Here is a 21496-nt window from a genome sequence, read left to right on the forward strand (position 1 = left end):
TGGGCACGCCTCGACAAGGCTCCAGGTCTATTGGCCGAGGGCCATCCAGCTTCGATAGAGCATGTAGATCGCGACGGCGAAGATCAGCGCGGCGAAGACGTTGTTGAGCGCGCCTCGCTTGCCGGCGAGGTGTTTGGCCAGCCGCGCGCCGAGCAGGCCGCCAACGGCACCCCCCGCAAGGAAAACGATCGCGAGCCTCCAGTCGACCAGGCCGGCGAAAGCGTAGTTGGCCGCGGTGGTGAGCCCAAAGGCCGTGACCGAGACGAGCGAGGAGGCGATGGCGTTGAGGATCGGCATCCCGGTCGCCAGCATCAGGGCGGGCACGATCAGGAAGCCGCCGCCGATTCCGAAGAAGCCCGACAGGGCGCCGGTCGCAAGACCGAGGCCCAGGAGCGCCGGGAAATTGTTGCGACCGAGCCTCACGGCAAAATCGCCGTCGCCTGCGCGTTTGCGCAGCATCAGCGCGCCGACGACGAGCATCAACAGCGCGAAGATCAGCAGCAGTTTCTGGCCGTCGAGCATTTTGCCGAGTGTCGAGCCGCCGAGCGCACCCACAATGCCCGCCACCGCAAAGACACTCGCGCATGGCCATTTCACATTGCCCGCTTTGGCATGGTTCGCCAGATTGATCCCCGCATTTGCCGCCACCGCGATCGCGCTCGTTCCGATCGCGAGATGGGGGTTAGCGACTCCGACGAGATAGACCATCAGCGGGACGGCCAAGATAGATCCGCCGCCACCGACAAGCCCAAGTGAGAAGCCGACGAGTGAGCCGGAGAGCGAACCGAGCGTCATTCGCGCTATCGAAAGCGCAACCATTATTCATTGCTCCAGGAGATCCCCGCGCATCAGTTCGGGAGGCACGCTGCCGCTATTCTTGCGGGCTACAGCACGTTGAGCGGCACCTTGAGGAAGCGCTTTCCGCTCGGATCCGGCGAGGGAAGCCGGCCGGCCTTCATGTTGACCTGCAGTGACGGGATGATGAGCCTCGGCATCTCCAGCGTCCGGTCGCGCGCCTCGCGCGCGGCCACGAACTCCTCCTCCGAGATGCCGTCGCGGACATGGATGTTGTGGGCACGCTGCTCGGCGACCGTGGTTTCCCAACGGATATCGCGGCCGTTCGGACCGTAATCATGACACATGAAGAGGCGGGTCTGATCTGGCAGCGACAGGATCCGCCGGATCGAGCGGTAAAGGCTGCGAGCGTCGCCGCCCGGAAAATCCGCGCGCGCCGAGCCGCCATCGGGCATGAACAGCGTGTCGCCGACGAAGGCTGCATCGCCAATGACATGCGTCACGCAGGCCGGCGTATGGCCGGGCGTGTGCAGGGCAATCGCCGTCATCGCGCCGATGCGGTAACTGTCGCCATCCCCGAACAGCCGGTCGAACTGACTGCCATCGCGCTGGAATTCGGTACCCTCGTTGAACACCTTGCCGAAGGTCTCCTGCACCACCGTGATGTTTTCACCGATGCCGATCTTGCCTCCGAGCTTGCCCTGGATGTAGGGCGCGGCCGAGAGGTGATCGGCATGAACGTGGGTCTCGATCAGCCACTCGAGCGTGAGGCCGTTCTGCAAGACGAAGTCTATGATCGCATCGGCAGAGTGATAGGAGATACGCCCGGCGGCGTAGTCGATGTCGATGACGGAATCGATGATGGCGCAGGCTTTGGAACCGGGATCCCGCACCACATAGCTGACCGTATTGGTCGCCGCATCAAAGAACGGGGTGATCACCGGCTTAACCGGAAGATCGACCGCGAGGGGAAGATCTGACATTGGGAACTCCGTTACTCGTAGGATGGCGTCGCTAGCGTCGGTTGCCGCTCCGCGAGCGCGCGGGCAGCGGCCACGCCGATCATCATCGCGATCACGAACAGGACCGAAGCCAACGTACCGTAGCCAAGCGCAACGAAAGCAGGGCCCGGACAGAAGCCTGCGAGACCCCAGCCGACGCCGAAAATCGCCGGCCCGACAATGACGCGCGGATCGAGATCGTTCCTGGCCGGCAGATGAAAGGTGTCGCCGAGCAGCGGCCGTTGCCGCTTCAGTACCAGGCGGAAGCCGATGAAAGCGGTGGCGACGGCACCCAGCATCACGAACATCAGGCTCGGGTCCCACGATCCCGCGCGAATGGCGGCGAGATCGAGGAAATTGAGGACCTTTGCGGGATTCGACATGCCGGAGATCAAGAGCCCGACTCCGAATATCAGGCCGATGGCAAATTGAATCAGGACGGACATGGCAGACCTCACGCGAGATGCCGGACGACGAAGGTCGTCACGAAGCCGGTGGTCATGAAGACGAGGGTGGCGACAATCGAGCGGGTCGACAGGCGCGATATGCCGCAGACGCCGTGCCCGGAGGTGCAGCCACTGCCCCACACCGAGCCGAAGCCAACCAGCAGGCCAGCCACGGCCAGCAGCACGCCGCCGGTCTCGATCGCTTGCGGTGGAAACTCGCCGGTGACGAGGCGCGCAAGCGCGGGCGCGGCGATAAGCCCGGCGATGAAGGCGAAGCGGCCCGCGGTCGCGTCATCGCCGAAGGGCGGCAGCAGGCGCGCGGCGATGCCGCTGACGCCGGCGATCCGGCCGCTGACGGCCATCAGCATCACCGCGGAAAGCCCGATCAGGACCCCGCCCGCAAGCGAGGCCAGCGGTGTGAACGTAGTCGGCATGGGGTGCTCCTCAGAAGATTTAGTTGATTATTATATTCGAATATTCTAAATTATCAAGCATGAAGAATCAGAGCAGACGCAAGGTTCCCGAAACCGCAGCCGTGGCCCTCGAAGAGAAGGCCGAGGAGGCCTCGCGCCTGCTGACCGCGATGGCGAACGCCAAGCGATTGATGGTGCTCTGCAACCTTCTCGACGGGGAGCGGTCGGTGGGCGATCTCGCCGACCTTGTCGGGCTGTCCTCGGCCGCGTTGTCGCAGCATCTCGGCAAGATGCGCGCGCTGGATCTGGTCACGACCCGGCGGGACGGACAGACGATTTATTACCGGCTCGCCAGCCCCGAGGTTCGCGAAGTGCTGCAGACGCTCTATCGGCTGTACTGCGCCTGAGCATGGTACTGAGACGGCGCTAGGGACGTCGCCACAGCCGCATCAGCGGCCCCTGCTTGCCCATCACCGGATCGCTAGGCGGCAGCTCGACCCTCGGAATCGTCTTCAGCGCCTTGGCGTGGTTCTCCGGCGTTGGGCGCGTGACTTCCATCTTCGATCCGGGCGGATAGGCACCGATCACGCAGAAATCGTCGCTTGCGCTGATGCATTGATGCCCGGTGCCAGCGGGGAGAATCGCGACGTCGCCGGCCTTGATGTCGAGCTGCTGGCCGTGATCGCCACCGAAGCGCACGCGGGCGTGGCCGCGCGCGACGCCGAGCACCTCATGCACGGTCGAATGATAATGGAGATAATCGTAGACGCCGTTGCGCCACGTGCCGCCCCAGCCGTTCTCCGCGAACAGGCCTTCGATGGTTTCTTCGGGACGCTTCGGATCGAGCTTGACCGTGCCCTGATAGACCAGGAACGGCAGGATGTTGTTCGGCACGAGGCCGTCGTCTTCGAAGACGATGGCGAGCGGCTCGGCCTTGTCGTGGACGACGGACATGGCAGGCTCCTGTGCGAAGGCTGGCAGGGATCAACAAGGCACGTCAGTCGACGTTCCCTGTCATTTCCGGGGCGACGCGCAGCGTCGCGCCCGGAATCCATCGTACCGCAGAGTTCGTTGCTCAATGGATTCCGGGCTCGCGCCTCGCGCGCCCGGGAATGACAAAAATGCCCGGGGCGAGCCCGGGCATGACGTCGTGGCAGCGATTGCGCAAAAGCTTACGCCCGCTTCCTCTCGCGCATCAGATCGGCAAAGCGCTGGAACAGATAGTGCGAGTCGCGCGGGCCGGGTGAAGCTTCGGGGTGATACTGCACCGAGAACACTGGCTTGCCGTCGAGCTGGATGCCGCAATTGGAGCCGTCGAACAGCGACACGTGCGTCTGCGTCGCGCCCTTCGGCAGTGTCCTCTCGTCCACGGCAAAGCCGTGGTTCATCGAGGTGATCTCGACCTTGCCCGTGGTCTCGTCCTTCACAGGGTGATTGGCGCCGTGATGGCCCTGATGCATCTTCTTCGTCTTCGCGCCGACGGCGAGGCCGAGCATCTGGTGGCCGAGGCAGATGCCGAACGTCGGTGTGCCCGACTTGATCACTTCCTTGATCACCGGCACGGCATATTTGCCGGTCGCGGCCGGATCGCCCGGGCCGTTCGACAGGAACACGCCATCCGGCTTCATCGCCAGGATGTCATCGGCCGATGTCGTCGCCGGCACCACCGTCACCTTGCAGCCGACGCCGGCGAGCAGGCGCAGGATGTTGCGCTTGATGCCGTAGTCGATGGCGACGACGTTGAACGCCGGATTATCCTGGCGGCTGAAACCTTTATTCCATTCCCAGGGCGTCTCGTCCCAGGTGAAGCGCTGGCCAGAGGTGACCATCGGCACGAGGTCCATGCCCTCGAGGCCGGGCCATTCGCGTGCTTCTTCCTTCAGGCCGTGCAGGTCGAACTCGCCGTTCTTCGCGTGAGCGATCACGGCGTTCGGCATGCCCTTGGTGCGGATCAGCGCGGTCAGCGCGCGTGTGTCGATGCCGGACAGACCAATGATGCCGCGCGCCTTCAGCCACTGGTCGAGATGGCGGGTGGCGCGGTAGTTCGAGGGATCGGTGATGGCGGTGCGCAGGATCACGCCGCGCGCGCCGGGCGTCGCGGCCATGTTCACCGTCTCGATGTCTTCCTCGTTGGTCCCGACATTGCCGATATGCGGGAAGGTGAAGGTGATGAGCTGCCCGGCATAGGACGGATCGGTCAGGATCTCCTCGTAGCCGGTCATCGCGGTGTTGAAGCAGACCTCGCCGACGGCGTGTCCTTCGGCGCCGAGGCCAAAGCCTTCGAGCACCGTGCCATCGGCAAGCACGAGGAGCGCGGTCGGTTTATGGTCCGGCCAGGCGGGATCGTTTTCGGATTGTGTCATGAGCGCGCTACATAGTCCGGCGCAGCGCTGCCGTCAAAGCGGAGAAGCGCGGATTCACATGCGTTTTTGCATATTTGACAGGCCTCTCCGGGCACTTAAGCTGGAATCGACAATTTCCGGCAAATTCGGGGGCTTGCGAGGCAATAATGAACCAGACCACCCCGCTTCTACTGGTTCCTGGATTGGCGTCCTCGCCCCGCATCTACGCCCCCGTCATTCCCGCGCTATGGCGGTTCGGCCCAGTGATGGTTGCCAACCATATCCGTGACGACAGTATGGCGGCGATCGCCCGGGGTATCCTCAGCCAGGCGCCGCCGCGCTTTGCGCTCGCCGGCCATTCCATGGGCGGCTACGTCGCCTTCGAGATCATGCGGCAGGCGCCGGAGCGGGTGGCAAAGCTCGCGCTGATCAATACGCAGGCGCGACCCGATACGCCGGAGGCGACCGCGCGCCGCCGTGCGCACATGGCGCGCGCCGAGCACGGCGAGCTTCGCGCCGTGCGCGAGGAGATGTTTCCGGAGCTGGTGCATCCATCGCGGCGTCATGATGTGAACCTGCTGCGGCTCGTGCATGCGCAGGATGAGGATGTCGGCGTCGAAGGCTATCTCCGGCAGCAGACCGCGATCATCGCGCGGGCGGATTCCCGTCCCACGCTGGCGACGATCAAATGCCCGACGCTGGTGCTGACGGGCGACGCCGACAACACCATCCCGAACGCGCTCTCGAAGGAGATGGCCGAGGGTATCGCCGGCGCCAGGCTCGTGATCCTCAGCGAGTGCGGGCACCTGCCTCAGCCGGAGCAGCCTGAGGCGACTGCCGCGGCGCTGTCGGAATGGCTGCGGAACTGAGTTGTGTACGGCCTGCGAACGGCCTAGATCAGGCTCAATACATCGAAAGGATCAGGACCATGATGCGCGACGACATCAACGCTGCGGTGAAAGAGGCCATGAAGGCCAAGGACGAGCGCAAGCTCGGCACGCTGCGCATGGTCAATTCGACCATCAAGAATGCCGACATCGAGGCGCGCGGCAACGGCAAGCCGCCGCTGAGCGATGCCGAGCTGCTCGGCGTGCTCCAGAAGATGATCAAGCAGCGCCAGGAGGCGGTCGAGCTCTACGAGAAGGGCGGCCGCGCCGAGCTCGCCGCGCAGGAGCGCGAGGAGATCGCCGTGATCTCGGCCTATCTGCCCAAGCAGATGTCCGACGACGATGTGAAGAAGGCGATTTCCGATGCGATTGCCGAGACCGGCGCCGCCGGCATGAAGGACATGGGCAAGGTGATTGCGGCGTTGAAGGCGAAGTACACCGGGCAGATGGATTTCGCGAAGGCCAGTGGTTTGGTGAAGGCAGCGTTGACGGGCTAGCCGTTCTTACCCTCTCCCCTTGCGGGAGAGGGTGGCTCGCCGCATAGCGGCGAGACGGGTGAGGGGTCTCTCTCCGAGAATGAAACTGTCGCAGTGAATGCGCGGATAGAGACCCCTCATCCGGCGCTTCGCGCCACCTTCTCCCGCAAGGGGAGAAGGTGCACCTTTGATGTGGCAGCCGTTCGGTCTAGTCTCCGGCTACACAAGTCGGAAGGCAACCGATGACCAGCGCGATCAAGCCGTTTCGCATCAACATCCCCGCTGACATCCTCGCCGACCTCAAATCGCGCCTTGCGCGCACGCGCTGGCCGGAGCCGGAGCTGGTCGACGACTGGAGCCAGGGTGCGCCGCTGACGTGGATCAAGGAGATCTGCGGCTACTGGGCCAACGAATATGACTGGCGGGCGCGCGAAGCAAAGCTCAATCGCTTCGATCAGTTCACCACCGAGATCGACGGGCTCGATATCCACTTCATCCATGCGCGCTCGAACGAGCCTGCTGCGCTGCCGCTGATCATCACTCATGGCTGGCCCGGCTCGATCGTCGAATTTCAGAAGGTGATCGCGCCGCTGGTTGATCCCGCTGCGTATGGTGGCAATGCCGCCGATGCCTTTCATGTCATCTGTCCCTCGCTGCCGGGCTTCGGCTTCTCGGCGAAACCCAAGACAACCGGCTGGGGCGTCGACCGCATCGCCGCGACCTGGGCCAAGCTGATGGATCGCCTCGGCTATAGCAGTTACGGCGCGCAGGGCGGCGATTGGGGCTCGGCGGTGACGACCTCGCTCGGCGCGCAGGACTTTGAGCATTGCGCCGGCATTCACATCACGCTTGCCTTCAATTCGGCGCCGAAGGTCGAGGGCGAGCCGACGGCTGAAGAGAAGCGGGCGCTCGCCGGGCTGAAGCACTATGTCGATCTCGACTCCGGCTACTCGAAGCAGCAATCGACCCGGCCGCAGACGCTCGGCTATGGCCTCACGGATTCGCCGAGCGGGCAGGCGGCCTGGATCCTGGAAAAGTTCTGGGCCTGGACCGATTGCAACGGCCATCCCGAAAACATCTTCACCCGGGACGAGCTGCTCGACAACGTCATGCTCTATTGGGCGACGCAGACGGCGACCTCCTCGGCGCGGCTCTATTGGGAAAGCTTCGGCAAGCGCCGCACGACGCCGGTCGTCAAGGTGCCGACCGGCGTTGCGGTGTTCCCCAAGGAGATCATCACGCCGGTGCGGCACTGGATGGAGCCCAATTTTTACAACATCACGCATTGGAGCGAGATGGAGAAGGGCGGCCACTTTGCCGCCTTCGAGCAGCCGGAGCTGTTCGTGCGCGATGTGCGAAAATTCTTCGCGACGGTGCGGGCGCGGGGATAAATTCTTTCAATTCGACGCAGTCAGATGATGCCAAAGACGTCTCATGCAGCGGGTCTTCACCGCGCCTCACTCGAGAAGCTGCACGATCTGGATGCGGCGCTGGAGCTCATGTATTACGGCTGGCGCGGAATGACGCTCCTGGCCGACGAGTATCTTGCGAAGCGGGGCTTGTCGCGTCCGCACCATCGTATTCTCTACGTGGTGGCCCGCCGGCCCGATATCGCGATCGGGTCGCTGATCGAGATACTCGGCATTTCCAAGCAGGCCCTGAACCGGCCGCTCAACCTGTTGCTGGAGCGCAAGCTCCTGACCTCGAAGCGCTCGCCCGAGCAGCATCGCTCCAAACTGTTGCGCCTGACGCAAGCGGGACATCGCATTGAGCAAAGGGCGTCGGACCATGAGCGCAAGGTCATGCGCGACGCGTTCGATCGCGTCGGGGCGCCTGGCGCTGCCGCATGGATGGCCGTCATGGAGACGATCGCCGACAACAACTGACGGCGTCACGTCAATATAGTTGACATGAGAAGCGAGCTTTGCCACTTTCCCGGCAACGAGCCGGGGGAGGGCTGCGCCATGAGTGCACAGAAGATGGATCGCGCTGCCGCCGAACGCTTCGTAGCGGCATGGTGCGCGAGCTGGCGCAGGGTCGATATCGACACGGTCGTCGCGCATTTCGCCGACGATGCGCAGATGCGTAGTCCCCTGGCGCTCACTCTGACCGGGTCTCCCACCGTCACCGGCACCGAGAACATCCGCACCTACTGGCGGAAAGCCTACGGCCACATCGAAAGCGCCGACCTGAAGATCCTGAATTGGAGCTGGGACGACACGATCGCGCGCCTGACGGTGTGGTGGCAACTGGGTGACACGCGCGCCAGCGAGTTCATGGACTTCGATGATGCCGGTCGTGTCGTGCGCAGCGAGGCCTTCTACGGGAAATAAGCCATGCGTCTTTCAGATTTCGTCCTGCTGCTCAACGCGCTCTGGTTCGGCGGTGCCTTCATCCAGTTCAGCATCGCCCAGCGCAATACGCTGAAGATATTGCTGCCGCGGGAAGAGCGCAGCAATCCGATCGCGCCGACCTTGGCCGCAAGCGTAGCGTTCCTGGGCGGGATGAATCTGCCGATCGGAATTCTTTCGCTCTATCTTCTGGCCGTTCGGCCACCTTTCTTCCAGCCGATCGAAGCGCAGTTGGTCTTGTTCCTGTTCTTCGCTGCCTGCCACTTCAGCCAGTTCGCCTATAATCTACCGGTCCTGATGCGCGGCGGGCGCGTCGGAGTGGCTTACTGGCCCGTGTTGAAGGGGCCGATGCTCCGGATCTTCGTCATCGACGCGGCCCTGTTTCTGGCCAATCTTGGTATGGCGCTCTTGCTCGCGTCGCATTCCTGACGAGGGAGGAGGGCGCGGCGCATTGCCCGAAAGGCAATTGCGGTATCTGCTGACCGCTCAACTCTCCCGTGCAAGCCCTGCGAGAGCGGACTATCATTGGCGCCAAGAGAACCGCTCGCGAGGAAGATCGCGCGAGGGGAATTCGCGGAGGAAGCCAATGTCCATTTCGGGCAAAGTCGATCCGGTCGTGCGCGCTGTGGCCGCGACCGACATCGCGGAGGCGCTGGCCGAAGGCCTGCGGGATTTCCAGGCGCTGCCGCTGTACGGGCTTTGCTTCGGCGTGCTCTATGCCGCCGGCGGCATCGCCATCATGCTCTGCCTCACCGCGTTCGGGCTGATCTATCTGGTCTATCCGCTCGCGGCGGGTTTTGCGCTGATCGGGCCTTTCGTCGCAATCGGCCTCTACGAAGTCAGTCGGCGCCGCGAAGCGGGCGAGCCCGTGTCCTTCGGCGCAATCTGGTCGACGATACGCTCGCGCAGCGAGATCGGCTGGATGGCGTTCGTCACGCTGTTCGTGTTCGTGGTCTGGATGTACCAGGTGCGATTGCTGATCGCGCTGCTGCTCGGCCTGCACGCGTCCTTCTCGAGCCTGCAGGAATTCATGACGGTGGTGCTCACCACCAATGAGGGCCTGTTGTTCCTCGCCATCGGCAATGCGGTCGGCGCCGCGCTGTCGCTGATCCTGTTCTCGCTGACCGTGGTGTCGTTTCCGTTGCTGCTCGACCGCGAGGTCGATTTCGTCACCGCGATGGTGACGAGCGTGCGCGCCGTCGTCACCAGCCCGTTGCCGATGATCGGCTGGGCCGCGGTCATCGTGATGCTGTTGGTCGTCTCGGCGCTGCCGTACTTTCTCGGGCTGATCGTGACGTTGCCGGTGCTCGGCCATGCGACCTGGCACCTGTATCGGCGCTTGGTGGTGCCGGTGCCGGCCTAAGCGCTGCCATTCCGCGGCGCGCGTCAGCGCGAACCCGGAATCTCGCGCCACAACTTCCGGATTCCGGGGTTGGCCCGCTTTGCGAGCGCCCGGGAATGACGTCGATCAGCCTACGGCGTCTTGATGCCCATCGCCTTCAACGCGTCCAGCATCCGTTGCGGCGGGCCCATCTTGACGACCAGCGGCTTGCCGGTCTCGAGCACGCTCTTGAGGCTGGACAGGATCGCAGACCAACCCTGGCGCCCGCCCGACAGGATGTCGTCGCTGAGCGGCCGGTCGTGGCCTTCGCTCATGGTGAGGCGGACCGCCTCGCCGGCTGGCTCGATCTCGTAGGTCACGAGCGTCGGCCCGAGTTTCTCGATCAGCTCGGGCCAGTTGACGTTGAAGGTGATCGAGAGCTTTCTCGGCGGATCATATTCGAGCACCTCGCCCGAGATATGCAGCGCGCCGTCCGGCGTGCGCACCCTGAACGCGCCGCCGAGCCGCGGCTCGACCTCGACCGCATTGCCGAAGAAATACATCCGGCTGAACTCGGCCGAGGTCAGCGCCTCCCACACCGTCTCGGGCGTGGAGGCGATGTAGATCGTGTAGACCGTCAGCGGCTTGAACTGATCGATGTTCATCACTCAAATCCTTCAAGGCCCGGCGTCCCCGGCGGGATCGCTAACGCATGGATGAATCCAGGCCGAGGCATCACGCGGCGTCCTTTTTTGAATAACCTGGCGGCACGATCTCGATGGTGCGGCCAGTCTCGAGCAGGCTCTTCAGGTTCGACAGCACCATCGGCCAGCCGCCGGAGATGTCGCGCAGGGTCTTGCCGTCCTCGCCCAGCTCGTCGTGCGTGACCGTCAGCTTGACGACCTTGCCGCGTGGTTCGAGATCGAAGGTGACGCGCGAGATCCCTTCGCCCGCGGCCTCGGGCTTGCGATTGTGCCAGCTATAGGCGAGCCGCCGTGTCGGATCGAAGGTGATGACCTCGCCCTCCACCGTCGGATTGCCGTTGTTGGTGAAGCGGTAGGGCGCGCCCTCCTTCCAGTCGGAGGCGATGCGATGACCGAACCAGTAGCGTTCGGTGAAATCGCCGTCGGTCAGTGCCTGCCACAGCGCCTCTGGCGAGGTCTCGATATAGGTTACGTAGACATAGCTCGGCTTACTCATCGCGCTTCTCCAGTTGACGTTTCAACTCGCTGAGCGCGGCGAGTTTCCCGCGCTCGAATTTTTTGATCCAGCGTTCGCCGATCTGATGGATCGGCACCGGGTTGAGGTAGTGCAGCTTCTCGCGGCCATGCTTGAAGGTAGTGACCAGGTTGGCCTCTTCGAGAATGGCAAGGTGCTTGGTGACGGCCTGGCGCGTCATCTCCAGGCCCTCGCAGAGCTCGTTCAGCGTTTGCCCGTTCCGGGCGTGAAGCCTGTCCAAGAGCGACCGTCTCGAGGCGTCGGCCAGCGCTTTGAAGACCTCATCCATGCAGGCGATAATAGGCAACCAAATAGTTGCATGTCAAGTGCCGTCATTCGGGGGCATCGCGCGGCGATGAACCCGCAAATCTCGAGATTCCGGATAACCTGCGCGGTTTCCGGAATGACTGCCTTGACCTCGAGATCATGTTTTCGGCACGGTCCCCGTGTTAGCGTCTTATCTCAGCCAACGGAGATTGGTTCCGGGAGGAAACATGTTTCGTCGTGTCCAACTTGCTGCCTGCCTCGTTCTTTTTGCTTGCAGCAGCGTCCATGCGCAGAGGCAGCAGGTGATCGGCGCGCCGCCCGAAGCCTCCAACATGAAGCTGGTCGGATATAACGACCTTCAGGCGCGCAGTGCCTATCAGCCGACCATTCATCATCAGGGCGATCGCTGGATCGCCTATATCGGCCATCACGGCGGCACCGAGGACGTTCCCAGTCCGGTCAATCCGCTGACGGGGCAAGCCGAGCCGAACGGCACCTCGATCGTCGATGTCACGGACCCCGCGCATCCCAAATATCTGCGCCACCTGCCGGGGCAGGAGGGTAAGTATGAATCCGGCGGCGCGCAGATGGTGCGGGTGTGCGACGGCAAGTCGTTGCCGAAGGGCGATGCCAACGCCGTCTATCTGCTCCGTACCTTCGGCAGCGAGGCGCATGAGATCTGGAACGTCGCCGATCCCGCCAATCCCGTGCTCATCACGCGCATTGGTGGCTTGAAGGACACGCACAAGAGCTGGTGGGAATGCGACACCGGCATTGCCTATCTCGTCTCGGGCGCGCCGGACTGGCGCACGCGCCGCATGACGCAGGTCTATGATCTCGGTGATCCCGCGCATCCGCAGAAGATCCGCGACTTCGGCTTGCCCGGCCAGGAGCCCGGCGCGACCGGCGCGGTGCCGACCGAATTGCACGGGCCGATTTCGACCGGGCCCACGGGCAACCGCATCTATTTCGGCTACGGCACCAACAAGGGCGGCATCTTGCAAATCGTCGATCGCGAGAAGCTGTTGAGTGGACCGAAGGAGCCGACGGCGGACAATCTGCGCTACCCCGAGATTTCGCGCCTGCCGATGTCGGCCTTCAATGGCGCGCATACGACGTTCCCGATGCTCGACATGCCTGTCGCCGAATTCGGCGAGGACAAGGACGGCAGAATGCGCGACATCGTGATGATCGTCGACGAGGCGATTTTGAACGAATGTGGTGAGGCGCGGCAGATGGTGTGGTTTGCCGACGTCACCACCGAGACGCGGCCTATGATGATCTCGAGCTACACGGTTCCGGAGGCGAGCGGGCAATTCTGCCAGCGCGGCGGTCGCTTCGGCTCGCATTCGTCCAATGAGAGCATGGCGCCGGTCTACTACAAGAAGATGGCCTTCATCGCCTTCTTCAATGCCGGCGTGCGTGCGCTCGATATCCGCGATCCCTATCACCCCAAGGAGGTCGGCTATTTCATCCCGGCGATCACTCAGGCAACCGACAAACGCTGCATCCCGGTCGAAGGCGGCGAGCGCTGCAAGGTCGCGATCCAGACCAACAATGTCGAGACCGATGACCGCGGCTATATCTATATCGTCGATCGCGCCAACACCGGCCTGCACATTCTGGAACTGACCGGACCCGCGCGCGCCGTCGCCGGCCTGCCGAAGAACTGACGATGCGGCGCGCCGCGACGATAGTGGCTGCGGCGATTGGGTTCGGCGCCTCCAGCGTCGGCGCGTATCAACTCGCGCTGGCGCCAGTGGAGACATCCGCTCATTGGCGCGAGATCGCCTGGCCGTTCCCGCGGGACGGCTGGCCCGCGGGCCGTGCGTTCCGCTGCGATGGGGCCTGCGCCGGCACTGAGCTCTACGTCCGCGCCAAGCTCGGCTTTTGCAATTGCGACCGCGGCGTTGCCGATGACGACGAGGTCGATCGCGTCGCCGACCTCGACCTGATCAGCCCGCGTTTTGTAGCGACAGCACCGGGCGAAGCGGTGCGTGTTGGCGAGTTGCATGGACGTGGCAGACACTACGGTCTCGACATGCTCGACGGCGCGCGCCATGCGGCGATTGGCATCGCGCTCTCGCGCCGTTGTGATCTCCTGGTTGCAGTTGCGCAGAATGCGGGCGAGGCGATGGCCGCTCGGAGCGCGGCGCTGGAGTTCCTGGAAACCCCGGAGATGAAACGATGGATGATCGCTGCGCTGGATGGAAGGTGAGGGAGGCACGATCGGGCCGCCCACACCGCCGTCATCGCCCGCGAAAGCGGGTGATCAAGTATTCCAGAGGCTTCTGTGGGCTACGGAGGGGCCGCGGCGTACTGGATACCCCGCTTTCGCCATGACGCCGGTATTCAGGGCCCGAGCGGTCCGCATCATCACGACTTCCGTTCCCGCCTGCGCCATGCATTAATAACCCGCAACTCCATCAGCGAGTCTCCCCATGATGTCCTTGCAAGCCTATCTCGCCTTCGTCGCCGCCTGCATTGCGCTGGCGCTGTTACCTGGTCCGATCGTCACGCTCGTCATCGCCAATGGCCTCAGGCATGGAACCCGCGCGGCGCTGACCAACGTCGCGGGCGCGCAAGCAGGCCTTGCGATCGTGATCGGCGTCGTCGCGATCGGGCTGACCTCGCTGATGGCGACCATGGGCTATTGGTTCGACTGGGTGCGCTTTGCCGGCGCCGCCTATCTGATCTGGCTCGGCATCAAGCTGATCTGGGCGCCGGTCGAGGGCGTCAAGGTCGACGAGCCGCCGGCGCCGCCGCGCGGCGGCTTCTTCCTGCAAGGCTTTCTGGTGCTGCTGTCGAACCCGAAGGTGCTGGTGTTCTTCGGCGCCTTCATCCCGCAGTTCATGGATATGAACCGCGACCACTTCCCGCAGGTCGCGCTGCTGGGCGCGACCTTCATGGTGACGGCCGCGATGACCGACGCGCTCTACGCCACGGCTGCCGGCCGCGCCCGAAAATTCTTCTCGGCGCGCCGCACGCGGATGATGTCGCGCGTCTCCGGCGGCTTCATGATCGGCGGTGGCATCTGGCTGGCGCTGACCCGCGCCAAATAGCCTCCCGGTCGGGTTGAACCTTTCGTCAGCGTGGCGCGTCCAACCGGGCATTGCCGCTGACGAAGGAATTTGACCGTGCCCAAGCTGCCCTGGCTCGTCTATGCGATGCTGCTTGCGCCGTTCGGACTGATCCTGATCGCCGCCGTCGTGAAGACCTGGCAGGCCCGCGAGGCGCGGAGCTGGCCGCAGACGTCTGGCAAGGTCGTGACCTCGGCCGCCGAGGTGCGCGAGGTCCAGGTTTCCGACGACGAGCGTGAGGACGGCTATCGGCTCGAGAGCCGCAACTTCGCCAACGTCGTTTACGAATATTCCGTCGGCGGCCGGAAGCTGCGCAACAACCGCATCTCGATCGGCGAGGACCTCGGCAACTTTCAGGTCGCCGAGAAGCTCGCGAAATATCCCGCCGGCAGCGTCGTCTCCGTCTACTACAATCCGCGCCATCCCGATCAGGCCGTGCTGGAGCGCGATCTGCCCGAGGGCCTGTGGGGCTGTCTCGGCATCGGCTCGGCCATCGTGCTTGCGATCGTGTTTGGCTCGGCCTTCGGCCTGAACCAGAGCTACGCCTATCTCGCGCATCACATCGGCCGGCCCGATCTTGCCGGTTTGGTCGTCGCCTTCGGTGCATTCGGCGCGGTGATCGCGCTGATGGCGCTGGCCGTGCAGCGGCAGGCCTCGGCGGCGCGGCACTGGCCAGTCGTGTCAGGCACGATCAAGCTGTCGGAGATGGAGAAATATCGCGAGGCGAGCGAGCCCGGCAGCGCGCCCGGCGTCGAGATGTTCGGCAGGCGCGTGTCCTATACCTACAGCTACCAGAACGTCAGCTACACCAACGAGTGCGCCCGCGTTGCCAGCGAGAAGCCGTCAAGCTCCAACAAGATGCTGCTGCGCCTGTTGTCGCGCTATCAGGACGGCGCCACCGTCGAGGTCCATGTCAATCCCGCCAATCCGGCCGAGGCGACCCTCGATCCGCGAGGTGGCGGCGGCATGGCCTTGGTGCTGTGGGGCATCGCCGCGATCTTCGCCGCACTTGCGCTGTTCGTCGCAACGCGCGGTGGCTAGCCGACCACCAACCTCTCCGCCCGCAACTCCGTTTCGATCTCGCCAAAAATTCTTGCCAGCCGTTCCGCCCATTGCCGCTGGCCGGATTGGTCCGTGATCAGATCCTGGCGGATCTCGATGCCGGTGTTCAGGAGGCCGCGGGCTTCGCCGTGGACGGGGATGGTGTAGTCGGTGAGGTCGCTCACCGCATAGGGCTCGTTGTCGCCGACGACGAGATCGCTTTCGCCGCGCAGATGCTTCAGCAGGAGGTGCGGCAGCACGGTATCGCGGTGATAGAGCGTGCCGATGTGCCAGGGCCGCGCGACGCCGGCATAGACCGGCGTGAAGCTGTGCAGCGCGACCAGCACGGTCGGGCGCCTGGCATGAACGCGCGCGTCGATCACCGCATTGATGCGGCCGTGATAGGGATCGAAAATCTCGCGGCGCCGCGCGTCGCGCTCGCTTGCGGAAATCCCCTCATTGCGCGGGATCACCGTGGCCTCCGAGATCACGGGGATCGAGCTCGCTACGCCCGGCGGGCGGTTGCAGTCGATCACGAGCCGCGAATAGCGCTGCGCGATCAGGTGCGCATCCAGCATCGCAGCCAGCCGCTCGGCGACGCCGGCAATCCCGATGTCCCAGGCGATGTGCCGCGTCAGCTCGCTTTCGGCGACGCCGAGATCGCCGAGCGCGTCCGGCAGCGCCCGCCCGTAATGATCGCACGTGAGCAGAAAGGGCGCGCCTCCCGCCGCATTCGTCTCATGCACCGGCGGAATGTCGCCTTTGCCGAGAAGCTGATTCGTCGTGCCGGCCGCCCCTAAGTCCATCCTGATTGCCTATGGAAAATGCACTCTGCTCTTAAAATTGAGCAGCCAACGCTATAGATTAGCCGATCCAAAATCACCATGATTGCCTGACGATGCCGCTGCTCACGATTCATCACAAGACCGAATATCGCTACAATCGCCCGGTGGCGTTTGGCGAGCATCGCATCATGCTGCGTCCGCGCGATAGCCATGATCTGCGCGTGCTCGACAGCCGGCTTCATATTTCGCCCCAGCCGATGTCGCTGCACTGGATCCACGACGTGTTCGGCAATTCGGTCGCGATCGCGAATTTCGACGAGCGCGCAGACCGGCTGACGTTCGACTGGCACGTCACTGTCGAGCACAATCCGGTTGAGGAATTCGCGCTGACGCCGGACGATCCGGCCTATTTCTATCCCTTCGTCTATGACGACGAGGAATTCCCCGACCTCGTCCAGTACATCACGCCGCAATATGCCGATGCCGACGGCGAGGTGTCGGAATGGGCGCGCAGCTTCCTCGACGAGGAGGCGCCGACGCCAACGTTCAAGATCCTGAGCGGTATAACGCACGGCATCCGCAAGGCTTTCAAATATCGTAAGCGTCACGAGCAGGGCACGCAGCATCCGCTCGACACGCTGCAAAGGGGGACCGGCACCTGCCGCGATTATGCGCTGTTCATGATCGAGGCACTGCGCCGGCTCGGCATCGCCGCGCGATTCGTCTCCGGCTACATCTTCGTGCCGGAGGATCTCGAGACGCGCCATGTTGGCGGCGGCTCGACGCACGCCTGGGTGCAGGTGTACCTGCCGAGCGCGGGCTGGATCGAGTTCGATCCGACCAACGGCATTGTCGGCACGCGCGACCTGATCCGCGTCGCGGTGGCCCGCGATCCGCGCCAGGCGATCCCGCTGCATGGCGTCTATCTCGGCTCGGCCGAGGCGTTCGAGGCCATGGAGGTGAACATCAAGGTGGTCTCGGACGACCAAGACAGCGACGAAGAGCTGGAGACAGAGGTATTGTAGATGGACATCAAGGTCGGCTTCGAGATCGCTTACGCTGCGCCACAGCCGACGCCGATGGTGATCATGCTCAACATCCACCCCTCGCGCCAGGCCGACATCATCGGCAAGGAGACGGTGATCGCCGAGCCGGACGTGCCGATCCGTTTCTATTATGACAGCTTTGGCAATGTCTGCGGCCGTCTGGTCGCGCCCGCGGGCGGCGTCACGCTGAAAGGCAGCGCGCTGGTGCGCGACACCGGCCTGCCGGATGAGGTGATGCCGACCGCGCAGCAATTGCCGATCGAGCAGCTGCCGAACGAGCTTCTGCTCTACCTGATGCCGAGCCGCTATTGCGAGACCGACAAGCTCACCGACATCGCCTGGTCGCTGTTCGGCAAGAGTGAACCTGGTTGGAAGCGCGTCTGCGCGATCACCGAGTTCGTGCATAAGCACGTCACCTTCGGCTATGAGCACGCCCATCACATGAAGTCGGCACACGACGTCTATGAAAGCCGTTCCGGCGTCTGCCGCGACTTTGCGCATCTCGCGGTCGCCTTCTGCCGCTGCATGGGCATTCCGGCGCGCTACTGCACCGGCTACATGGGCGACATCGGCATTCCGCCCGAACCGTTCCCGATGGATTTTTCCGGCTGGTTTCAGGTCTACCTCTCCGGCAAATGGCTCACCTTCGATGCCCGCCACAATGTCCCGCGCATCGGCCGCATCCTCATGGCCACGGGGCGCGATGCCGCCGACGTGGCGCTGTCGACGAGCTTTGGCCGGATGGAGTTGAAGAAGTTCGAGGTCGTCAGCGATGAAGTGGTGAAGGCGGCGTGAGCTGTTGTTCCGTACAATTGACGGCTATAGACACGCCATGACCACCGATCGTCTTTTCGTCTATGGCACATTGATGCGCGGCTTCGACCATCCGATGGCGCGGCTCTTGGCGGCGCATGCGGATTTCCTTGGAGAAGCGACCTGCCGTGGCCGGCTCGTTCTCGTGAAGCACTATCCGGGGCTGCTGCTGTCGGACACGGCGTCCGATCTCGTGCATGGCGAGCTGTTCCGCCTGCGCGCGCCTGACGAGCTCTTGCGCGAGCTCGACATGTATGAAGCCTGCGGCGAAGGTTTTCCCGAGCCCACTGAATATCTGCGCGCGCTGATCGACGTCACGCTTGCGGACGGCACCAGCGAGCAGGCTTGGACCTACGTCTACAACTGGCCGGTCACGGACCTGCCACGCATCGCGTCCGGTCGTTTCCTCGAAAACTAAGCAGCCAGCACCTCGCGCACCACGCGCACGTCGACCTCGCGCTCGACGTAGGACCACTCCTCGGTCGTGCGCAGCATCGCGACCAGCTCCTCAAACAGCGAGGCGTGCGCCGGCGCATATTCGAACCAGGTCAGGAAGTCGAAGGGCTCGCCGAGATCACGGCAGTGATAGAGCTGCCGCGCGATCGCCGGCAGGAAGCGCAGGCTGCTCGCGATATGGTGCGACTTGTCCTCGAAGATCTTGCGCCGCTCGTCGGCCGTGAGGTCCCACCAGGCCGCCGATTTGCGGATCGGGATCAACGCCGCGCAAGTCGCCTCGGGACGGCCGAGCCCGGCCTGCATGGCGACGAGCTGCTCTTTCTCGGCCCGCTCGGTGTAGCGCAAATGGCTGGCGACGCCGACCAGCCGCCACGCATTGCGCGACGGCACCAGCGGCAGCGCGACGGCCTCGCTGTCGTTCACCGACAGCGCCGGCATGAATGGCAGGGGATCGCCCTTGACAGGCGCAATCGATGTGACGCGCCAGCCCCCGCTCTGGCCACCGCGAAACGTCCTGAACATGGCGCTATGGAAGCGTGGAAGCCGGCGCGGTTCAAGAGCGCCGCCCTTCGGGCGCCCCGGAATGAGGGGGCCTGTGAATAGGTCGAATAACTCGGATAAGCCGGACAAACCTGACTTTCCGCCCCTTCGTCCCTATATCCCTAACCCTTCGCCCGACTCACATCGTTCGCGCTAAAATCACCGTATGCGCTTCACGCCCCAATTCCTCGACGAGCTGCGTGCCCGGCTTTCGGTCTCCGAAGTCGTGGGCAAGCGCGTGAAGTTGAAGAAGGCGGGGCGGGAGTGGAAGGGGCTCTCGCCGTTCCAGCAGGAGAAGACGCCCTCCTTCTACGTCAACGATCAGAAGGGTTTTTACCACGACTTCTCCTCCGGCAAGCACGGCGACATCATCGACTTCGTGATGGAGACCGACGGCCTGCCGTTTGCGGAGGCCGTGGAGCGGCTTGCGAACATGGCGGGCCTGCCGCTGCCGGCGGCAACTCCGGATGCAGCGCGTCACGAGCAGCGCCGCCGCACGCTGCATGACGTCATGGAGCTCGCCGCAAAGTTCTTTGCGGAGACGCTGGCCTCGCGGGTTGGCGCCAAGGCGCGCGGCTATCTCGCCGATCGCGCCATCTCGCCTGCAACGCAGTTGCAGTTCCGCCTCGGCTATGCGCCGCCGCCACCCGAGCGCTTCGCGCTGAAGGAGCATCTCGGCAAGCAGGGCGTCTCGGTCGAGGACATGATCGAGACCGGCCTGCTCGTCGCCGGCAACGACATTCCCGTGCCCTACGACCGCTTCCGCGACCGCGTGATGTTTCCGATCACGGACTTGCGGGGCCGCGTCATTGCCTTCGGCGGGCGGGCGCTCGAGAAGGACGTCCCGGCCAAATACCTGAACTCGCCGGAGACGCCGCTCTTCCACAAGGGCGACAATCTCTACAACCACCAGACCGCGCGGAAAGCTGCGCACGACGGTGCACCGCTGATCGTGGTCGAAGGCTATGTCGACGTCATCGCCATGGTCACCGCGGGCTTTGCCGGTGCGGTGGCGCCGCTCGGCACCGCGCTGACCGAAAGCCAGCTCGCACTGCTCTGGAAGATGGCGGACGAGCCGATCCTCTGCTTCGACGGCGACAAGGCCGGCCAGAAGGCCGCTTATCGTGCTGCGGACCTTGCCTTGCCGTTCCTCGCGCCCGGAAAGAGCCTGCGCTTCGCGCTGCTGCCGGAGGGGCAGGACCCTGACGATCTCGTGCGCTCCGGCGGCCGCGGCGCGGTCGAGGAGGTTATCGCGGCGGCGCGGCCGCTTGCGGACGTGATCTGGTCGCGCGAGCTCGAAGGCGGCAGCTTTGTCACGCCCGAGCGCCGCGCCGCGCTGGAGGCGCGCATCAACGAGCTCAGCAACGGCATCCGCGACGAGGTCGTACGGCGCTACTACCGCCAGGATCTCGCCGAGCGCCTCCAGCGCACCTTTGCGCCGGAAGGGGGCGGCCGCGGCGGCTTCGCCGGTCGCGGCAATTTCCGCGCGCGACCCGGCCGCTCCTTCCAGCCCCGCGGCGGGGGCAGCGCGAATCGATTCGCCGGCCAGGGGCGCCGCGGCGGCCCGATTCCCGCCTCGATCCCCTCCGGTCCCTATCAGGCGGCGAGCCCGCAGCTCGCGGCAAGCCCGATCATGCGGGGGCAGCGCAGCGCCATTTCCCGCCGGGAGGCGCTGATCCTGCAAAGCCTGATCAATCACCCCTGGCTCCTGCACGACCATCTGGAGGAGGTGGCGGCGCTGGAGATTGCCCACCCGGAGGCCCACAAGCTCCGCGCCGGTATTATCGCCGCCTTCGCCAACGACCATCATCACAGCCCGGACCCCTCCGCGCAGGCCGAGAAGATGCGCGCCGACCTCGATCGGAGCGGATTTTCTCAGCTACTTCAAAGGGTTGATCGCGCCATTACGACCCAGGCCGTGTTCGGGGCGCGCGAGGGCGCGGCGCCGGATGACGTTCTTGCCACCTGGAATCAGCTCGTCGCCTTGCATCGGCAGTGGCATTCACTACTTAGGGAGCTGAAAGACGCCGAGCTGGCCTTGGGGGAAGACCCCAGCGAGGCCAATTTGGCGTGGCTGCGTGACGTCAAGGCCAGGATGGCCGAGGTCGACGGTACCGAAGCCCTGATCGAGGGTTTTGGCGAGCTGTCGGGCCGGTTTCAGAAGAGCGTGTGAAACGAAGAATCATGCGGACGGTTGGGGCCGGAACCGCAAAAAGAC

At 64.2% G+C, this 21496-nt stretch carries 27 protein-coding genes; 16 read left to right on the forward strand and 11 right to left on the reverse strand.

Translation table 11 applies throughout. The features are described 5' to 3' along the window. Nucleotides 1-27 precede the first annotated feature (27 nt). From YUU_RS0127180 to YUU_RS0127195, 4 genes are all read right to left on the reverse strand, one after another. Nucleotides 28-795 carry a sulfite exporter TauE/SafE family protein gene (locus YUU_RS0127180; RefSeq protein WP_035663479.1) on the reverse strand — a complete coding sequence of 256 codons (768 nt, stop codon included), beginning with the start codon at nt 793-795 and terminating at the stop codon, nt 28-30. Between the two features lie 89 nt (nt 796-884). Next, a complete protein-coding gene (locus tag YUU_RS0127185) occupies nt 885-1778 on the reverse strand; it encodes an MBL fold metallo-hydrolase (RefSeq protein ID WP_035663467.1) in 894 nt (297 codons plus the stop codon). Between the two features lie 11 nt (nt 1779-1789). Then, nucleotides 1790-2242: a DUF6691 family protein gene (locus YUU_RS0127190; protein ID WP_027525226.1), complete on the reverse strand. Its 453-nt coding sequence runs from the start codon at nt 2240-2242 to the stop codon at nt 1790-1792. An 8-nt stretch (nt 2243-2250) separates the two neighbouring features. Beyond that, the gene (locus tag YUU_RS0127195; protein ID WP_027525227.1) at nt 2251-2676 is read right to left on the reverse strand and encodes a YeeE/YedE family protein; all 426 of its coding nucleotides are present in this window, start codon (nt 2674-2676) and stop codon (nt 2251-2253) included. 59 nt (nt 2677-2735) lie between these two features. On the opposite strand from YUU_RS0127195, the gene YUU_RS0127200 reads away from it, so the two are divergent. Then, nucleotides 2736-3062, forward strand: a complete 327-nt coding sequence (locus YUU_RS0127200) for a helix-turn-helix transcriptional regulator (protein ID WP_027525228.1) — start codon at nt 2736-2738, stop codon at nt 3060-3062. Between the two features lie 19 nt (nt 3063-3081). Here YUU_RS0127200 and YUU_RS0127205 read toward each other — a convergent pair whose 3' ends face one another. Both YUU_RS0127205 and carA read right to left on the reverse strand, forming a co-directional pair. Continuing rightward, on the reverse strand, nt 3082-3609 hold the full coding sequence (locus YUU_RS0127205; protein WP_027525229.1) for a cupin domain-containing protein: 528 nt from the start codon (nt 3607-3609) through the stop codon (nt 3082-3084). Between the two features lie 218 nt (nt 3610-3827). Further along, entirely contained in the window at nt 3828-5018 is a 1191-nt protein-coding gene (carA, locus tag YUU_RS0127210) for a glutamine-hydrolyzing carbamoyl-phosphate synthase small subunit (RefSeq protein ID WP_027525230.1), read from the reverse strand. A 146-nt stretch (nt 5019-5164) separates the two neighbouring features. On the opposite strand from carA, the gene YUU_RS0127215 reads away from it, so the two are divergent. From YUU_RS0127215 to YUU_RS0127245, 7 genes are all read left to right on the forward strand, one after another. Further along, nucleotides 5165-5866 carry an alpha/beta fold hydrolase gene (locus tag YUU_RS0127215; RefSeq protein ID WP_027525231.1) on the forward strand — a complete coding sequence of 234 codons (702 nt, stop codon included), beginning with the start codon at nt 5165-5167 and terminating at the stop codon, nt 5864-5866. A 59-nt stretch (nt 5867-5925) separates the two neighbouring features. Then, nucleotides 5926-6381, forward strand: a complete 456-nt coding sequence (locus YUU_RS0127220) for a GatB/YqeY domain-containing protein (protein WP_027525232.1) — start codon at nt 5926-5928, stop codon at nt 6379-6381. Between the two features lie 221 nt (nt 6382-6602). After that, nucleotides 6603-7751, forward strand: a complete 1149-nt coding sequence (locus tag YUU_RS0127225) for an epoxide hydrolase family protein (protein ID WP_027525233.1) — start codon at nt 6603-6605, stop codon at nt 7749-7751. A 27-nt stretch (nt 7752-7778) separates the two neighbouring features. After that, nucleotides 7779-8246 carry a MarR family winged helix-turn-helix transcriptional regulator gene (locus tag YUU_RS0127230; RefSeq protein WP_027525234.1) on the forward strand — a complete coding sequence of 156 codons (468 nt, stop codon included), beginning with the start codon at nt 7779-7781 and terminating at the stop codon, nt 8244-8246. Nucleotides 8247-8324: 78 nt separating this feature from the next. Then, nucleotides 8325-8693 carry a nuclear transport factor 2 family protein gene (locus tag YUU_RS0127235; protein ID WP_027525235.1) on the forward strand — a complete coding sequence of 123 codons (369 nt, stop codon included), beginning with the start codon at nt 8325-8327 and terminating at the stop codon, nt 8691-8693. A gap of 3 nt (nt 8694-8696) precedes the next feature. After that, nucleotides 8697-9140 (forward strand): hypothetical protein, encoded by a 444-nt coding sequence (locus YUU_RS0127240; RefSeq protein ID WP_027525236.1) that lies wholly within the window; start codon nt 8697-8699, stop codon nt 9138-9140. A gap of 157 nt (nt 9141-9297) precedes the next feature. After that, nucleotides 9298-10074, forward strand: coding sequence for a DUF2189 domain-containing protein (locus YUU_RS0127245; protein ID WP_027525237.1), 777 nt, complete (start codon nt 9298-9300; stop codon nt 10072-10074). A 110-nt stretch (nt 10075-10184) separates the two neighbouring features. Here YUU_RS0127245 and YUU_RS0127250 read toward each other — a convergent pair whose 3' ends face one another. From YUU_RS0127250 to YUU_RS0127260, 3 genes are all read right to left on the reverse strand, one after another. Continuing rightward, nucleotides 10185-10697: an SRPBCC family protein gene (locus YUU_RS0127250; RefSeq protein WP_027525238.1), complete on the reverse strand. Its 513-nt coding sequence runs from the start codon at nt 10695-10697 to the stop codon at nt 10185-10187. Nucleotides 10698-10767: 70 nt separating this feature from the next. Beyond that, entirely contained in the window at nt 10768-11232 is a 465-nt protein-coding gene (locus tag YUU_RS51840; protein WP_051389909.1) for an SRPBCC family protein, read from the reverse strand. Further along, nucleotides 11225-11539, reverse strand: coding sequence for a helix-turn-helix transcriptional regulator (locus YUU_RS0127260; protein WP_027525239.1), 315 nt, complete (start codon nt 11537-11539; stop codon nt 11225-11227). Before YUU_RS0127260 ends, YUU_RS51840 begins: the two co-directional genes overlap by 8 nt. A gap of 205 nt (nt 11540-11744) precedes the next feature. Between YUU_RS0127260 and YUU_RS0127265 the strand changes: the two genes are divergently transcribed. The 4 genes from YUU_RS0127265 (at nt 11745) to YUU_RS0127280 (ending at nt 15638) form a co-directional block, all read left to right on the forward strand. Then, complete coding sequence (locus YUU_RS0127265) at nt 11745-13190, forward strand: LVIVD repeat-containing protein (protein WP_027525240.1); 1446 nt, start codon at nt 11745-11747, stop codon at nt 13188-13190. A 2-nt stretch (nt 13191-13192) separates the two neighbouring features. Beyond that, nucleotides 13193-13735 (forward strand): hypothetical protein, encoded by a 543-nt coding sequence (locus YUU_RS0127270; RefSeq protein WP_027525241.1) that lies wholly within the window; start codon nt 13193-13195, stop codon nt 13733-13735. Between the two features lie 223 nt (nt 13736-13958). Beyond that, nucleotides 13959-14579 (forward strand): LysE family translocator, encoded by a 621-nt coding sequence (locus YUU_RS0127275; protein ID WP_084801570.1) that lies wholly within the window; start codon nt 13959-13961, stop codon nt 14577-14579. A gap of 75 nt (nt 14580-14654) precedes the next feature. After that, the gene (locus YUU_RS0127280) at nt 14655-15638 is read left to right on the forward strand and encodes a DUF3592 domain-containing protein (RefSeq protein ID WP_027525243.1); all 984 of its coding nucleotides are present in this window, start codon (nt 14655-14657) and stop codon (nt 15636-15638) included. Here YUU_RS0127280 and YUU_RS0127285 read toward each other — a convergent pair. Beyond that, nucleotides 15635-16444, reverse strand: a complete 810-nt coding sequence (locus YUU_RS0127285) for an N-formylglutamate amidohydrolase (RefSeq protein ID WP_027525244.1) — start codon at nt 16442-16444, stop codon at nt 15635-15637. The genes YUU_RS0127280 and YUU_RS0127285 overlap by 4 nt on opposite strands. A 92-nt stretch (nt 16445-16536) precedes the next feature. On the opposite strand from YUU_RS0127285, the gene YUU_RS0127290 reads away from it, so the two are divergent. The 3 genes from YUU_RS0127290 to YUU_RS0127300 are packed head-to-tail and all read left to right on the forward strand — an operon-like array spanning nt 16537 to nt 18700. After that, the gene (locus YUU_RS0127290; protein WP_027525245.1) at nt 16537-17448 is read left to right on the forward strand and encodes a transglutaminase family protein; all 912 of its coding nucleotides are present in this window, start codon (nt 16537-16539) and stop codon (nt 17446-17448) included. Further along, entirely contained in the window at nt 17449-18264 is an 816-nt protein-coding gene (locus YUU_RS0127295) for a transglutaminase family protein (protein ID WP_027525246.1), read from the forward strand. Between the two features lie 37 nt (nt 18265-18301). After that, the gene (locus tag YUU_RS0127300) at nt 18302-18700 is read left to right on the forward strand and encodes a gamma-glutamylcyclotransferase (RefSeq protein ID WP_027525247.1); all 399 of its coding nucleotides are present in this window, start codon (nt 18302-18304) and stop codon (nt 18698-18700) included. On the opposite strand, the gene YUU_RS0127305 is transcribed toward YUU_RS0127300, so the two are convergent. After that, complete coding sequence (locus tag YUU_RS0127305) at nt 18697-19260, reverse strand: chlorite dismutase family protein (protein WP_027525248.1); 564 nt, start codon at nt 19258-19260, stop codon at nt 18697-18699. The two genes, YUU_RS0127300 and YUU_RS0127305, sit on opposite strands and share 4 nt — an antisense overlap. Before the next feature lie 184 nt (nt 19261-19444). Here YUU_RS0127305 and dnaG point away from each other — a divergent pair, with 184 nt between their 5' ends. After that, entirely contained in the window at nt 19445-21451 is a 2007-nt protein-coding gene (gene dnaG, locus YUU_RS0127310) for a DNA primase (protein WP_027525249.1), read from the forward strand. Nucleotides 21452-21496: the final 45 nt, after the last annotated feature.

This window comes from Bradyrhizobium sp. Ec3.3 (assembly GCF_000472925.1).
Lineage (GTDB): Bacteria > Pseudomonadota > Alphaproteobacteria > Rhizobiales > Xanthobacteraceae > Bradyrhizobium.